This is a genomic window from Syntrophales bacterium, from assembly GCA_035363115.1.
Classification (GTDB): domain Bacteria; phylum Desulfobacterota; class Syntrophia; order Syntrophales; family PHBD01; genus PHBD01.
In genome coordinates this window covers 60054-73699 of record DAOSEM010000008.1, presented here as the reverse complement: position 1 = coordinate 73699, position 13646 = coordinate 60054, and the positions used below count along the sequence as shown (strand labels likewise).

Here is a 13646-nt window from a genome sequence, read left to right as displayed (position 1 = left end):
TTGTTTCACGACCGGATCATGACAAGCATCATCTTGAAGGCCTTGACGGCCTGGAGCGCATGGGGCTCGCCGGCGGGCATGATGATCATCTCCCCGGCCTTCAGCCGGTGCGGTTTCCCCGAGATGGACACCTCCGACTCCCCGTCCAGGACCAGGACCAGGGCGTCGAAGGGTGCCGTGTGCTCGCTGAGCCCCTGCCCCTCGTCGAAGGCGAACAGCGTGACCGTCCCGGTCTTCCGGCCCAGGATCTGCCGGCTCACCACGGAGCCCTCCTGGTAGGCCGCCAGGGCCGCCGTCTCGAGCACCCTGCCCCGGAGATCCGCCTCTTTTGCATCGATTCGTTCCATGGTTCCACCTCCATCTGGAAACGGGAACGGACACGCCATCCGTCCCCCTGAATCGGGGGTGGTGGATGAACATCCACCCCGGAAAAAATTTGGGAAGGGGGCCGATGAAAAACCACCCCCTGCTTAATTCAGGATCGCCGCCAGGTCCGCCTCCGCCGTTGTGATGGGCATGAGGCCGAAGTCCTTCACCAGGACGTCCAGGACGCCCGGCGACACAAAGGCCGGCAGGGACGGCCCCAGGCGGATGTTCCGGATCCCCAGGTGGAGCAGCGTCAGCAGGATCGCCACGGCCTTCTGCTCGTACCACGACAGGACCAGGGACAGGGGGAGTTCGTTCACCCCCATGCCGAATGCCTCCGCCAGGGCCTGGGCGATCTTCACGGCCGAGTAGGCGTCGTTGCACTGGCCCATGTCGAGGAGCCGCGGGATCCCGCCGATGTCCCCCAGGTCGCGGTCGAAAAACCGGAACTTCCCGCAGGCCAGGGTGAGAATGACCGTGTCGGCCGGCGCCTTCTCGACGAATTCGGTGTAGTAGCTCCGCCCGGGCCGGGCACCGTCGCAGCCTCCCACGAGAAAGAAGTGCCGGATCTTCCCGGCCTTCACCGCTTCCACCACCGCGCCAGCCACGGAGAGGACCGCGTTCCGCCCGAACCCTACGGTGACGGACTTCTCCCCCGTCTCCTCCGTGAATCCCGGCAGGGACAGGGCCTTTTCGATCACCGCGGAAAAGGACTCCCGCTCCAGATGCGGGATGCCCGGCCACCCAACGGCTCCGGTGGTGAAGATCCGGTCCGCGTATTCCTCCCGAGGCCTCTGGAGGCAGTTGGTCGTCATCAGGATCGCCCCGGGGAAGGCGGCGAATTCCCGGTGCTGGTTCTGCCAGGCCGTCCCGTAATGGCCGTACAGGTGCGGGTGCTTCTTGAGTTCCGGATAGCCGTGGGCAGGCAGCATCTCGCCATGGGTGTACACGTCGATCCCCTTGCCCGCGCTGAGGCGAAGGATCTGATCGAGGTCCTTCAGGTCGTGGCCGGAAACGAGAATGGCCTTCCCCGGCCTCGTCCCCAGGGGTACCTTTGTCGGCACAGGATGGCCGTAGGTTTCCGTGTGGGCCGCATCCAGGATCTCCATGGCCCGAAGGTTGATTTCGCCGCACTTCAGGACGAGCCCCAGGAGATCCGGCACGCCGAGGCTTTCGTCGAGTGTCGCCGCCAGACCCTCGTGGCAGAATCCGTAGACGGCCTCGTCCTCCCGGCCCAGGATTCGGGCGTGGTCCGCATAGGCGGCAACGCCCTTGAGCCCGTACGTCAGGAGTTCCCGAAGAGAGCGGATGTTCAGATCGAGGCTATCCGCCGTCGGGATGCCGACCTCCTCCCCCTGGCGGACGAGCCCCTCCAGGGAATCCGCCGGGGCAAACGAGAAGGCCTTTCCTTCCGGCGGCGTGCCGCCCGCTTCAGGAAACTTCTCCCGGAGGGCGTCCCTTCTTTCCGCGCATTCGCGAACCAGCACGGCGATCCGTTCCGGATCGAAGTTGACGTTGGTCAGGGTCGCAAAGAGGGCCCGCACGGTAAATGGGCCGGATCCAGAATCGTCAAGGCCTGTCCGGCGGGCCGCCAGCACGGTCCCGGAATAGCCCTTCAGGGCATAAACCAGCAGATCCTGCAGGGCCGCCACATCCGGCGGTTTTCCACACACCCCGCCCTTTTCACATCCCGTCCCCTTCGCCGTCTGCTCGCACTGAAAACAAAACATGACTTCCTCCTGTCCCGGCGCATCGGGGGCGCCGTCCGTTTTCTGAACACATAACCCGCATCGACGCAGCGGTCCTTGACTTAAATCAAGAGTTCTGCTCTTTTCCTGCCATGATTTACAGAACAGAGCGTTCCGGGAGCGAGAGCACGCACGGCGGCCCCCGTCGGACAGGAGCTTTCCGCGAGACGCCTTCCCCCCTGAAGGCATGAAGGCGCATCGAACCATCGGCCTGCTTCGGAGCGGCCGGCCCGTCACCCTCGCCGCCCTGGGCGATTCCCTGACCCGGGGCTGGATGGTCCGCAAGGGCTACCTCGACTACCTGGCGGAGATGCTCCGCTGGGAGTACCCGGCCTGCAATCTCCGGGTCGTCAACGAGGGTCTCCCTGGCGACACGGCGGACTGCGGCCTGTACCGGCTCGAGACGGACATCCTGGACGTGAAGCCGGACTGCGTCCTCGTCCAGTACGCCATCAACGACGCCTCCCTGGGTTTCACGACGGGCCAGTTCAGGCGGACCATCCGGGGCATCATCGAAAAGATCCGCCGAGCCGGAGAGGCGGAGATCGTTCTCGTCACGTCGAGCTTTATCGGCGACAACCGTGAAAACGGCATCGTGGAAGAGTATTATAAAATGCTGGCGGACCTCGGAGCGGAGGAGGGTCTCCCTGTCGCCCCCGTCCACGAGCACTGGAAGCGGAAAGTCGAGGAGGGCGTGAGCTGGCGTTCCCTGGTCCAGTTCGATTTCGTCCATCCCACCACCGAGGGATACCGGTACATGGCCGAGGCCGTCATGGAGATCTTCCGGGAGGACACCGCAGAAGCGCTCCCGGACTCTGGGACACCCGGCCGCGAGGCACGTTGACACAACCGCACGGAAAGCTGCATTCGTCCCGCGACCGTCTGGAGGAAACAATGCCCGCAAGAGACATGATCTTTGCACCGGAAGACCGGAAGATCCTGCGGCGGGCCCTCTCGGCCCTGCAGAGCGTCTCCGGACGGGTCGACGGGGCTGGGCTTGCCGCCCGCGTGGGTCTCCGATTCCTCGGCGCCCCTTACGCTCCGGCACCCCTGGAAGGAAAAGGACCCGGCGAGCCCCTCGTGATCAACCTGCGGACCTTCGACTGCTTTACCTTCGTGGAGTCCATGACGGCCCTGGCCCTGACGATCCCCACCGGCGAGCGGACCCTGGAGGCGTTTGCGGGCATCCTGGAACGCCTCCGGTATCGCCGGGGGATTCGCGGGGACTATGCCTCCCGTCTCCACTACTTCACCGACTGGATGGGAGACAACCGGCGCCTGGGCATCCTCTGCGACGCGACCCGCGAGCTGGGCGGAAGGCCCCTTCTGAAACCGGTTCGCTACATGACGGACCACCCGGGATCGTATCCACCCCTGGCCGACGGGCTCCTGAGGGCGGAGATGCGCCGCGTGGAACGCAACCTGTCGAGGCGGAAACGGTATTATCTCGGGAAGGCGGCCATCGCGAACGCGGAGTCCCTGATCCGGGAGGGCGACGTGATCGGCATCACCGCTGCTGCGAAAGGCCTCGACGTGATCCACACCGGCCTTGCCGTCAAAAAGGAAGGCCGTGTCCATCTTCTGCACGCTTCGCGCCGTGCAGGCGCCGTCGTGATTACGGAGGAAACCCTGCACCGCTACGTCACCGACCGCAGCGACGCTACAGGGATTGTTGTCGGGTGGCTGCGGACGCCGCGTCCGCGTGCAATGCCTGCGGACTGACGCACGGTCCGCGCAAGGGACGGCATCGGCGAACCTGGATTGGGAGTCCTTGTCTGTTCCGTGAATCCGGTGAATGAGGGGGGCGGGAAAAACCGCGCCCTCAGGTCTGAAACCCCGGGGCATCCGGCTTCAGGCCTGAAGGAGCGGTTTCAGTTTGAAGAAAACGGGCGTTTCCGGACGGTTCAGTCTGCCGATTCCGACTCCGGCATGCCCGTGGACGTGGAGGTGTACATGCCCCGCTTCACTTTGCGGACTTTTCCTCTCTTCTCGGCGGCGTAAATCACGCCCCAGATCTGCTGCTCCGAGAGGCCCGTACCGGCCTTCAGCTCCGACGTTGTGACTCCCGAAGGGTTTTCCCGGATCATATCGAGCACCTGGTCCGTGTTGGAGGAACCGCGGGATCTTCTGTCTCCAGCCCGTGTGCGGCCGGACGCAGGCTTGCGCTCTTTTTTTGCATTCCGCGCTTTCTTCGCAGTCCCGGCCTTCTTCGCCTTCACGGTCTTTCCGGCTTTTCCGGCCTTCTTCTGCCTCCGGACCTTCTTTGTCCCTGGCTCGGCACGCACCTCCTGCGCCACCGACAGAATCAGACTCTGAATCTTGTCGAAGTATGTCTCGACAAAAGACTGACTCCCCTCGATCTCGATTTCCATGGAAGACGGATTGAACTTGATACGGTAGTTTCCGCCCATACTTACGCCTCCTTTTCGCTGCAAATTATTGCATGTGTTTTGAGAGAGTAAAGAACGGATTGAGTTTTGTCAAGACAATTATCTGATGATATTGATTATTTATAAAACTCAACGGCAATTTCGAGATTCCATCGACAACTCATAGACGAGAAATCAATCTCGCATCTCCCGCCGGATCGGCGTAACGAATCCCCAACTTACAAAAACATGTCTCGATCTGGATCCATGCATCCCCGATGCAGTTGTGCACGATGAAACTCAACCTGCGACGATGCGGATTCGCTTGACAGAACGACCATGGAGAAGTCAAGAATGCGTCCGGCATCCGGAGATTCAGCCGAATGCCTTCTTGCGGGGTGTGGAATTCATGAAGCGACAGGAATCAATTTTCGAGCAGTTTCTTCTCGGCGGCTCTCTACGGCATGACGGGTCTTCTTTGTCGTCGGTCCTGCGGACGGACCGTCATGCGGAGGGCTGGAACGGAATCCCTCACGGCGGCTTTGCCATGGGCGTCTTCGTCGAGCTGGCGCTTCGTGCCATGGGAGAATCGGCGTCTTCATTCCCGGATCCCTGGACGGCCGAGTTCCGGCTGGGAGGGGCGAGCCTGCGGCGCGGAGACCGGGCCGATGTGAAGGTTGAAGCCACGGAGACGGGCGCGGAGGGCGCCGTCACCGTTCCGTCGTCGGACGCGCCCTATATGACAGCCGTCCTGCGGCGCCGGGGGACCGACCAGGAGTCTCTGGCGGCTTTCCAATCTTTTCTTCCTTCGTCGCCTCCCGATCATGAACGGGACGGCATCCCCCTCCCCTTCTATCGGGACTGCATGGTCTGCGGCACGGAAAGGGAATTCCCCGGCCTCAAGCGGCGGTTCTATCTGGCGCCTCCCCCTGCAGTGAAAACCGTCATCACGCGGGCCGGATCCGAGGAGGAGGATAAAGAGAGTTTTGATCGCTTTCAGGTGGACGGGATCCTTCACCCGGTCGCCCCCCTGGCTCTCCTGGATGAAATCCTGGGCTGGGGCGGTTTCATGCTGGCGGGCCAGGGAGGCGTCACGGTCCGCATCCGGTTTTCGTTCCTGCGGCGGATCAGCGCCGGCGAAAAACTCATTTTCCTGGCCCGGGGCGACCGCGTGCGGGGCACATCCCCCTCGCGCATGCTCTTCTGGGCGTCCGGCGGTGCTGCGGCCGTCCGTCCCGACGGCCACCTTGAGCCCGTAGTGACTGCAACGGGCCAGTTCATGGTCGTCCCGGAATTGACGGACCAGATGAAAACGACACTTCTCCCCCGGGAATGGACGGAGCGGGCCTTCCGCCTGGCGGGTCCCCAAAAATAGGTCACAGAAAGAACTCTGTCCTATTGTCCTGCCCAAGGGCCGTTCAAAAATGCCCGGATGCAAGGCCCCCGAAATCCCGAGCCATGAGTCGTACTTTTTCGTACGTCGAATGGCGCGGGATGAGGGAAACGAAGCAGACGGGCGTTTTTCAACGGCCCGCCTACACTTTTTTGTCGAAGTGGTGAAGATCCGCATATGCGCTGAAATACCCCCCCCACCGCCAGCCCCGCTCCAGGAAGGCCCGGACGACGGGGTGGCCCTCTGAGAGCGTGCCCGGTGTCTCCGGACACCAGGACGCGCCGGGAGGACTGATCCGGCCGTCGCGGTAGAGCACGGGGTTCAGGAAGGGGTTGATGTCGACGGCCCGGCCGAAGGCATGGTTGGAGAGCCGGTCGGTCCCCTCGACGACGCGATAATTGAAGGCGGAGGAGTTGTTGTCCGCCATGGAGACGTCGTCGGACCAGCCATAGCGGACAATGGGCACGACACGGGCGACGGGGAAGCGAAGCGACTCCATGAGGCGAAATATATCCCGGATCTCCGCCTCCAGGTCCTCGTGGACGACCATCTGGCCCTGGTGGAGCCGTCCGTCCAGGCCGATGTATTCCACCTCCAGCAGGCGAAGGCTCCGCAGCACTTCCTCCGGCGCGGCCGTTCCCGCCACGGCCTCGTGAAACATCATGGCGCTGTCCACGATCACGCCGGCCGGCCCGCTTTCTTCCCGCATTATCGCCCCTCCAGGCATTTCCCGGCGCAGGAAACCGACGACAGGAAATGCTCCCGGAAGGAATCCAGGACCTTCTCCACGGCCCCGGCATCGGCGGACACGTCGCGATAGATCTGCCGGATCAGGGCCTCGTTCATCCGCAGGAAGTCCGCCTCCCGGGGAGTGATAATGGTCCCCGCCATCTCCACGGTTCCCGGGCTCACGAGGATCTGCTCCTCTCCTTCCCGGAAAAAGACCTCCGGTCGGCCCTGCCGTCGGGGAAACAGGAACAGGGTCCAGCGGCCGTCGCGGAAGCGGCCGAGCAGGTTCATCATGGGCTTTCCCGGCACCGGGGGGGCGCTCTCCAGGGCGTCGACGACCTCGGTGAGGATCCGGGAAAGCGGCTCTTCGCGGGCGCCCTCCAGCGTCAGCAGTGTCCTGCCGGCGTGGGTCCCGAAAGACAGGACGACCCCCTCCCGCTCGTGCACCGTCTTCAGGTTCCAGACGGACGGGGAGGCCGTCTCCACGGACAGCGCCCCCGACGGAACAGCCTGGAGGTGCAGATGGTCCGGAGCGGAGGCCCCTGACAGTGGTCCGTTGAAGAACACGGACCACACCGGGGAGAGCCTCCGGGCAAGACCCGGCAGGACGCCGAGAATCCCCCGGATATCCTGGAGGCGGTGTTCCCGGTGCACCACCGTCAGGTGGCGGGGGAAAATCGGGTAGGGGTTGCAGAGAATCCACCATTCACCGAGGTACAGGATGCTCTCCTGCTCCCGCGGCCGGTTCTCCGGACAGAGGAAGCAGGGCCGCCGGGCCACGGCGGCGGGATCCGTGTCCGCTCTGGTGCTGTTGATCCGGCCGGGATTGAAGACGACGTTCACTGTCCCGCCGTCAAGTTCAAACGCCCGCTCCCAGACGCTCGCCAGGGCCACGCTGTTCTCCGCCAGAAGCGGCCAGTTCATCATCTGCCCGGCGTGGAGGCGGAGGCACAGGTCGGGAAGGGATTCCCCGCCTCCGTCCCCGGGGTAGGCCATCGTCTCACTCGCGTCGTTCATTCGTTCCATCCATTCCTTTCCTTTCGCCTTTCCGCGGTCCGGCGGTTCTTCCGCCGGCGGGCCGTGATTTCGAGGGTCCGGAGCCGGTCCTTGTAGGCGTCGTTCCGGTTCGCCGCCTCCACGGAAAGCGCGGCGTCGGTGTTGCCGCCCCACCTCCGGCACAGGTAGAGGGATTCATAGATCCGCCCGATTTGATAATCCCGGGAGATTCGCAGGGCCACGGCGTAGTCCTCCCCGTAGCCCACGTCGGGAAAGCCGAAGCGCCGGATCACCGCAGTGTCGAAGGCCCGGGGCGCCCCCAGGCCGTTGATCCGGAGGGCATTGTTCCGGCCGTTGCCTGGCGTCCATTCCCGGTGATCGATGAGTCCCGGGGGGATTTCCCGGAGCCGCTCGTCCACCAGCCGGTAGGAGCCGACGGCCATAGCATAGGGCCCTTGCCGGAGGAGATCCACAATCCGCTGCAGCGCGTCCTTTCCCTCGTAGAGGTCGTCCGAGTCGAGCTGCACGGCGTAGCGCCCGCAGAAGGAGGTGCGGACCGCCTCGTTCCAGCAGCCGCCGATGTTCAGATCCGTCCGGGTCGGGACGATGTGCCGGAGCGCCCGGTTCCGCCGTGCCAGGCCCGCCAGGACCCCCGTTGTGCCGTCGGTTGAATGGTTGTCCACCACCAGGACATTGAAGGGGAAGTCCGTCTCCTGGCCCAGGGCGCTGGCGGCGGCCTCCGCCACCGTCCCTTTGCGGTTCTTCACCGGGATGACCACGCTGGCCTCGACCGGGAAGACCTCCCGGGACCGGGGAAGCGGACGGAAGGCCGGCGGAAGGTACGCCCCGAGCCGCTTCAGGTGGGCCGTCGCCACCGCTTCGAACTCCACTTGGGCCTCCCGGTTCCGCGGATCGACGTAATCGAAGTGCCGCTCCGCCGCCGCTCCGGTCTCCGCCGCCGCATCCCGAATCTGTTTCCTGGAAAAGAGAAAGCCATCCAACCGGCGGAGCCGGTGGTCCAGGGACAGCTTCAGCCGGAGGTCGTAGAAACCGGCGGCCCGGACGTCCGGGATAGTGCCGTATGTTTCGAGGACAGACCGGCAGGCTGCCATGGACAGGAGCACGGCCGGCCCGAAATCGAAGCCCTCCCGGATGCTCCCGGGCTGATAGGGGTTCACCGGATGGTCAACCCATCCGCCGGGGCCGGACTCCCGGTAACCGCCGTAGGCCATCCCGGTTCCGACCCGCCGCAGGGCCTTCCGTAGCGCCGCGATGCTCCCGGGAAGCGGCAGGACCTCCGCGTCCGGATCGAGGACCGCCAGGGTTTCCTCCGTCCGGACCGCTTCCAGGATCCGGCTCCAGGTCCCGCCGGCATGGAGGGACTCGATCCGCAGGGAATCGACACCCCGCTGTTTGAGGAGCGGTTGGTCCCCTCCGCAGAGGACGAGAATCCGCGCGACCTCCGGATCGGTGGAAAAGGCCTCGACCATCCGGCCGGTTGCTTCCCGGCTCCCCTGCGGCAGAATGACGGTGATTCCGTTCATGATCCCGATGCTCTCGTGCTGCGATCCCGGCCCGCCGTCAGCGGCCTCCGAAAACCGGGTGGCGGGCCGTGGCGAAGGACACGATGCGGCTCCCCAGGGCGCCGTAGGTATATCCCGCGGCCTCGGCGGAACAGGCCACGCTGGCATCGGCACTGATGTCGGCGTTGGGGTTCACGTCCAGGACGTAAAAGACGCCGTCCCGGAGGCGCAGGTCGATCCGGGCATAGTCCCGGCATCCCGTCGCCCGGTAGGCCTCCCGGGAAACCGCCGCCAGGATCTCCCGCTCCGCCGGTTCGAGGGGCGCCGGGAGCAGGGTCCGGATGGCCGTATAGTGGAACGAGCCGGGGACGAACTTGGCCTCGAAGGTGCAGAGACGGTCCTGGAGGCGGCCGATGTCCGAATAGTCCATCTCCACAGCGGGCAGCATCTCCACGGGGTCGTTTCCCCACAAGACGGCCCGGAACTCCCGCCCGTCGATGAATTCCTCCACCAGGGCGGGCTGGCGCCAGGTCGAAACGACGAAGTCCACCCTCTCCAGCAGCTCCCTCTCGTTCATGACGACGGCCTCGGCGGTGATCCCGGCGCTGCAGTGCTCCCGGAGGGCCTTCACGATGGCCGGGAACCTCCTCCAGCGCCCCCGCTCCGGCTTCTCGAACAGGGCACCCTCGGGCACGGGGACGCCGCGCTCCCCCAGGAGGTCCCGGACGCGGCCCTTGTCCTCGCAGAACACCAGGGCCTCCGGCGCCGCCCCGGTGTAGACGAAGCCCGCCCCGCCGATCCGCCGGGCCGCCTCGGCCTCGCTCCGTTCGATCCCCGGGATGGCCTCGCACCAGTTGAAGACGATCCACCCGGCCGGGTCCAGGCTCGACAGGGCATCAAAATCGTTCCCGCCCCGGATGGGAATCTCCCGTACCCGGTGGCCTTCGCCTTCCAGGGCGGCGGCAAGCCGCCGGGTCTCCCGGAGGACCTCCTCCTGCGCACCGGCGTCCCAGGATTCGTCGAGGTTGAAGACCAGGAGCACCGGTTCAGGCGGCGACATGGATCCCCCTTTCCAACAGGGCCTCGCGGCAGCGCGCGAGCAGGTCCTCCAGCCGGGGAAAGCCGCCTTGCCGCCGGGCGGCGTCGGCAAGGTTCAGGAAGCCCCGGGGGATGTGGTCCAGGAACTCCCGCTTTCCCTTCCGGAGCCCGAGAAACCCGTAGGCCCCCATGGCCTGGAGGAGTCGCTGGACCGAGGCCTCCCGGAAGCGGGACGCATCGTCTTCGGCAGTCTCCGGCAGCCCGCCGAGCGCGGCGTACCAGGACAGCATCTCCATTCTCTCCTCCTCGGCCAGCGGCACGTAGGGATCGTAGAGGAGCGATCCCAGGTCGTAGAGGGGATTGCCGAGGCGCATCCCCTGGAAGTCGATCAGAACCGGCTCTCCCCGGAGGATCATGACGTTCTTGGACTGGAAGTCCCGGTGGACGAGGCAGGGCGGAACCGCAAGCAGCCGCTCCGCCAGGGCCGACAGCTCCTCCTCCAGGGCCTCCCGCTCCCGGCCGCCCGGCCGGATTCCGCAGACGGCGGAAACGAACGATTCGAGAAAATACTCCCGCTCCCAGCGGTACAGGTCCGGCCCGAACGAGGCCATCAGGCCCAGTTCTACCGCGGTCTCCTCCGGCCGGGGATACCCGTGGAGACGGTGCACCGCCTCCAGGGCCTTTCCGTAGAGGGGGCGGCGGATCTCCCAGGGGGCGTCCCGGAACAACCAGAGATCGGCGTCGCCGGCATCCTCCAGGAGGACGAGTCCGTGCTTCGGGTCCTCGGCGAGGATATGCGGCACGGGAACGCCGATTCCCAGGAGGAACCGGGCCGTCACCGTGAAGATCGCGTTTTCCCGGCCCGCCGGTTCGTACTGCATCAGGACGGTCGAAGAGCCGCCGCCCCGGGCCACCCGGTGGAAGGACCGGTCCGATCCTCCGCCCGCCAGGAGCGTCAGCTCCACCGTCTCGTCCGCTTTCAGGGACAGGACTTCTCTCAGCCAGGATTCGGCTTCCGCGGAAATCGTCGTCATCGTCTCAGGAAACCTTCCATACCCGGGCGAACAGAACGAAGGGCCGTCCACCCCATCGAACCATGCATTATTTGCGGATCGCCCCGAAACCCCGGGCTGCAAACTCCGCGTCCAGCCGTCTGTACGCCTCGACCGTGCCGATGTCGTGCCACGAGCCCTCGTCGACGACCACCGAGCCGACGGATCCCGGCCGCCGGCGGATCATCTCCACGAAGACGGGTACCACCGATTCGATCCGCCCGGGCTCCAGGCGGTCGAGGAAGACCCGCTCCACCGCGTAGATCCCGGTGAACAGGCACTGTCGAACCCCGGCATTTCCCAGGATCCCCCGCATGTCGCAGATCCGCCCCTCCCCGTCGAGGCTGACGTTCCGGAGGCCGCCGTCGCTACGGAGCACCAGCGTCGCCTCCGGACGGCTCCGGAAATGGGCATCGAGGAGCCTTCCCAGGGGGAGGTCGCTCACCACGTCCCCGTTGTACACCAGGATCGTTTCGTCGTCCTCGTCCAGGAGGTCCTCGATGTTCTTCAGACCCCCGGCGGTGTCCAGGAGCACCGGCTCGTGGCGGAACAGAACGGGAAGGCCCCGCCAGGTCCCCTCCGGGAAGGCGCGGGAGTATGCCTCCGCCCGGTGGTGCGTGTTGACGATGAACCGCCCGACACCGGCCGCCCGGAGGTGCTCCATGGCGTACGTGATGATAGGCCTTCCACCCAGGGGAAGAAGGGGTTTCGGGCAGTCCTCCGTGAGGGGCCGGAGGCGGGTTCCCAGCCCGGCACCCAGGATGAATGCGGTCTTGACGACGGGCCGCTCAGTCATAAAGCCTCGTCAGGGACGTCCCCGGGAAATAGCGGGCCAGGATCTCCTCCGCATGGAATCCCCGGAAGGCCATGGCGGTGGCACCGATCTGGCAGAAGCCCACCCCGTGGCCCCAGCCGGCTCCGCGGAGGACGAAACGCTCCGGGAGGCCCGACGGCAGGCCGTGTTTCTCCACAATAAAGGCGCTGCTTAAAAGGTGGCTCCGGGAGAGCCAGCGGCGAATCTCCAACTCTTTTCCCACGATTACGGTCCGCCGGGAACCCTCGACACGGAGGCGGACGATCCGACCCGACGGCCCCCGTTCGAGGGGAACGAGATCCAGGAGATCCCCGAAATCCAGTCCCGATTTTTCCTCCAGGATCGCCTGCAGCTCCTCCCGGCCGTACTCGACCTTCCAGCGGAAGAAATCCGGCGTCTCGCGGTCGAAGTCGGGGAGGACGGTCTTCAGGATGTCCGGATCCCGGACCCGGCAGCATGCCTCCGGTTCCGAGCGGATCCAGCGCTCCGCCTCCTCCTCGGTCGAGACGACCGGGATGGAGGCCGGCCCGTCCGCCACCGAAACGATGTAGGGGACCGGGACTTCCTCCCAGGCGCTCTCGAAACGCTCCGTCCGGCCGCCGCAGCACTTGGAGTAGCGGGCGTCGCAGATCTCTCCCTGCCAGGTGAGAACAAGGCCCCGGGTCGCCACCACGGCCTCCCGGGCCTTCTCCGTCACGGCCCCGACGCCCTGGTAGCGCTGGCAGTGGTCGTCGGCGCAGACGTCGAAGTGCTCGTGGTCCTCCCGGCCGTACCAGCGCCTGATCTCGGCGATTCCGGCATCGTCACCGCCGGCGGCCACGTCCGCTTTCCGCTCCGGAGATTCCCGGAGCCGCCCCGCCTTCCGCTCCAGCATGGCCAGGAGCCAGCTCCGGGAGAGGACCGCGTGGGCCTTGAGAAACTCCGGCGGGGCTGAGGGGCTCATCTCCGAGGAGACAACGCTCTCCAGGTAGGCCTCCAGGGGAATTTCATTGATGGCGGAGAGAAGGCCGTCCCTGCACTCCAGGACGAGGTCGCCCCGGAAGGCCTGCTCCCGCGTGCGCTCCCAGTGGAACGCGACCCCGATGGTCACGTCCCGGAGGACGAAGGGGGAACCGCCGGGGATCCGGCACCGGATGCTGCTGGCTACAATCGGCTTACCGCCCCGCTCGCCGCTCAGGACCACATTCTCCCCGTCTGCAACGGCCCGGAACGGACCGGACGGAAAGTAGCGGCCGTTCACGGAAACCGTCTCCCGGAACACACCGGTTATGGTTTCTGTGCGGTCGATGATGCCGACGGTTATGGTGGGTTCCATCCGGATCATGTGGCCTCCCCGCTCCGGCCGCAGGCGGAATGCGGCGTCAGGCAGACTAGGGTCTTTTTGCGGGTCCGTCAAGGCTGGAAATGTAATGGACGCATCGTCCCCGATCAACTATAAGAAACGCGACCCCCGGCGGGGAGACGGCCTCGGGGTGGATGGAGACGACGGAAATAAAATTGGATTTGAAATCCGATTGATTTCCGCCGTCTCCCGGCAATACAGCAAACGCCCTATGCAAACACACTCTCTTCCCTGATCTTTTGGCGGCAGGCAAACGGAAAAAACCTGATTAACCGG

13 protein-coding genes are annotated in these 13646 nt (G+C 65.4%); 3 read left to right on the top strand and 10 right to left on the bottom strand.

The window, feature by feature from the left end; translation table 11 throughout:
• Positions 1-5: 5 nt before the first annotated feature.
• Together PLO63_14280 and hcp are read right to left on the bottom strand one after the other, a co-directional pair.
• Positions 6-347: a cupin domain-containing protein gene (locus PLO63_14280; protein HOI75308.1), complete on the bottom strand. Its 342-nt coding sequence runs from the start codon at positions 345-347 to the stop codon at positions 6-8.
• A gap of 123 nt (positions 348-470) precedes the next feature.
• Positions 471-2096 (bottom strand): hydroxylamine reductase, encoded by a 1626-nt coding sequence (hcp, locus tag PLO63_14275; protein HOI75307.1) that lies wholly within the window; start codon positions 2094-2096, stop codon positions 471-473.
• A 205-nt stretch (positions 2097-2301) separates the two neighbouring features.
• Between hcp and PLO63_14270 the strand changes: the two genes are divergently transcribed.
• The gene (locus tag PLO63_14270; protein ID HOI75306.1) at positions 2302-2958 is read left to right on the top strand and encodes an SGNH/GDSL hydrolase family protein; all 657 of its coding nucleotides are present in this window, start codon (positions 2302-2304) and stop codon (positions 2956-2958) included.
• Positions 2959-3008: 50 nt separating this feature from the next.
• On the top strand, positions 3009-3836 hold the full coding sequence (locus tag PLO63_14265) for a DUF1460 domain-containing protein (GenBank protein ID HOI75305.1): 828 nt from the start codon (positions 3009-3011) through the stop codon (positions 3834-3836).
• A gap of 182 nt (positions 3837-4018) precedes the next feature.
• Here the strand turns inward: PLO63_14265 and PLO63_14260 are convergent, their stop codons facing one another.
• On the bottom strand, positions 4019-4525 hold the full coding sequence (locus tag PLO63_14260) for a hypothetical protein (protein HOI75304.1): 507 nt from the start codon (positions 4523-4525) through the stop codon (positions 4019-4021).
• Positions 4526-4892: 367 nt separating this feature from the next.
• Here PLO63_14260 and PLO63_14255 point away from each other — a divergent pair, with 367 nt between their 5' ends.
• On the top strand, positions 4893-5858 hold the full coding sequence (locus PLO63_14255) for a hypothetical protein (protein HOI75303.1): 966 nt from the start codon (positions 4893-4895) through the stop codon (positions 5856-5858).
• A 160-nt stretch (positions 5859-6018) separates the two neighbouring features.
• On the opposite strand, the gene PLO63_14250 is transcribed toward PLO63_14255, so the two are convergent.
• The 7 genes from PLO63_14250 to PLO63_14220 all read right to left on the bottom strand — a co-directional run bounded on the left by PLO63_14250 (position 6019) and on the right by PLO63_14220 (position 13352).
• Positions 6019-6585, bottom strand: a complete 567-nt coding sequence (locus tag PLO63_14250; GenBank protein HOI75302.1) for a M15 family metallopeptidase — start codon at positions 6583-6585, stop codon at positions 6019-6021.
• Positions 6585-7631, bottom strand: a complete 1047-nt coding sequence (locus PLO63_14245) for a DUF4922 domain-containing protein (protein HOI75301.1) — start codon at positions 7629-7631, stop codon at positions 6585-6587. The genes PLO63_14250 and PLO63_14245 overlap by 1 nt, the downstream gene beginning before the upstream one ends.
• Complete coding sequence (locus PLO63_14240; GenBank protein ID HOI75300.1) at positions 7619-9145, bottom strand: glycosyltransferase family 2 protein; 1527 nt, start codon at positions 9143-9145, stop codon at positions 7619-7621. The genes PLO63_14245 and PLO63_14240 overlap by 13 nt, the downstream gene beginning before the upstream one ends.
• A gap of 37 nt (positions 9146-9182) precedes the next feature.
• Complete coding sequence (locus PLO63_14235) at positions 9183-10184, bottom strand: hypothetical protein (GenBank protein HOI75299.1); 1002 nt, start codon at positions 10182-10184, stop codon at positions 9183-9185.
• Positions 10171-11196, bottom strand: a complete 1026-nt coding sequence (locus PLO63_14230) for a phosphotransferase (protein ID HOI75298.1) — start codon at positions 11194-11196, stop codon at positions 10171-10173. The genes PLO63_14235 and PLO63_14230 overlap by 14 nt, the downstream gene beginning before the upstream one ends.
• Positions 11197-11263: 67 nt before the next feature.
• Positions 11264-12010: a nucleotidyltransferase family protein gene (locus PLO63_14225; GenBank protein ID HOI75297.1), complete on the bottom strand. Its 747-nt coding sequence runs from the start codon at positions 12008-12010 to the stop codon at positions 11264-11266.
• On the bottom strand, positions 12003-13352 hold the full coding sequence (locus tag PLO63_14220) for a SpoIID/LytB domain-containing protein (protein ID HOI75296.1): 1350 nt from the start codon (positions 13350-13352) through the stop codon (positions 12003-12005). The genes PLO63_14225 and PLO63_14220 overlap by 8 nt, the downstream gene beginning before the upstream one ends.
• Between the last annotated feature and the right edge of the window lie 294 nt (positions 13353-13646).

Coding starts and splice junctions, on each gene's coding strand:
- PLO63_14280 (HOI75308.1), bottom strand. CDS start 347: ATGGAACGAATCGATGCAAAAGAGGCGGATCTCCGGGGCAGGGTGCTC.
- hcp (HOI75307.1), bottom strand. CDS start 2,096: ATGTTTTGTTTTCAGTGCGAGCAGACGGCGAAGGGGACGGGATGTGAA.
- PLO63_14270 (HOI75306.1), top strand. CDS start 2,302: ATGAAGGCGCATCGAACCATCGGCCTGCTTCGGAGCGGCCGGCCCGTC.
- PLO63_14265 (HOI75305.1), top strand. CDS start 3,009: ATGCCCGCAAGAGACATGATCTTTGCACCGGAAGACCGGAAGATCCTG.
- PLO63_14260 (HOI75304.1), bottom strand. CDS start 4,525: ATGGGCGGAAACTACCGTATCAAGTTCAATCCGTCTTCCATGGAAATC.
- PLO63_14255 (HOI75303.1), top strand. CDS start 4,893: ATGAAGCGACAGGAATCAATTTTCGAGCAGTTTCTTCTCGGCGGCTCT.
- PLO63_14250 (HOI75302.1), bottom strand. CDS start 6,585: ATGCGGGAAGAAAGCGGGCCGGCCGGCGTGATCGTGGACAGCGCCATG.
- PLO63_14245 (HOI75301.1), bottom strand. CDS start 7,631: ATGGAACGAATGAACGACGCGAGTGAGACGATGGCCTACCCCGGGGAC.
- PLO63_14240 (HOI75300.1), bottom strand. CDS start 9,145: ATGAACGGAATCACCGTCATTCTGCCGCAGGGGAGCCGGGAAGCAACC.
- PLO63_14235 (HOI75299.1), bottom strand. CDS start 10,184: ATGTCGCCGCCTGAACCGGTGCTCCTGGTCTTCAACCTCGACGAATCC.
- PLO63_14230 (HOI75298.1), bottom strand. CDS start 11,196: ATGACGACGATTTCCGCGGAAGCCGAATCCTGGCTGAGAGAAGTCCTG.
- PLO63_14225 (HOI75297.1), bottom strand. CDS start 12,010: ATGACTGAGCGGCCCGTCGTCAAGACCGCATTCATCCTGGGTGCCGGG.
- PLO63_14220 (HOI75296.1), bottom strand. CDS start 13,352: ATGATCCGGATGGAACCCACCATAACCGTCGGCATCATCGACCGCACA.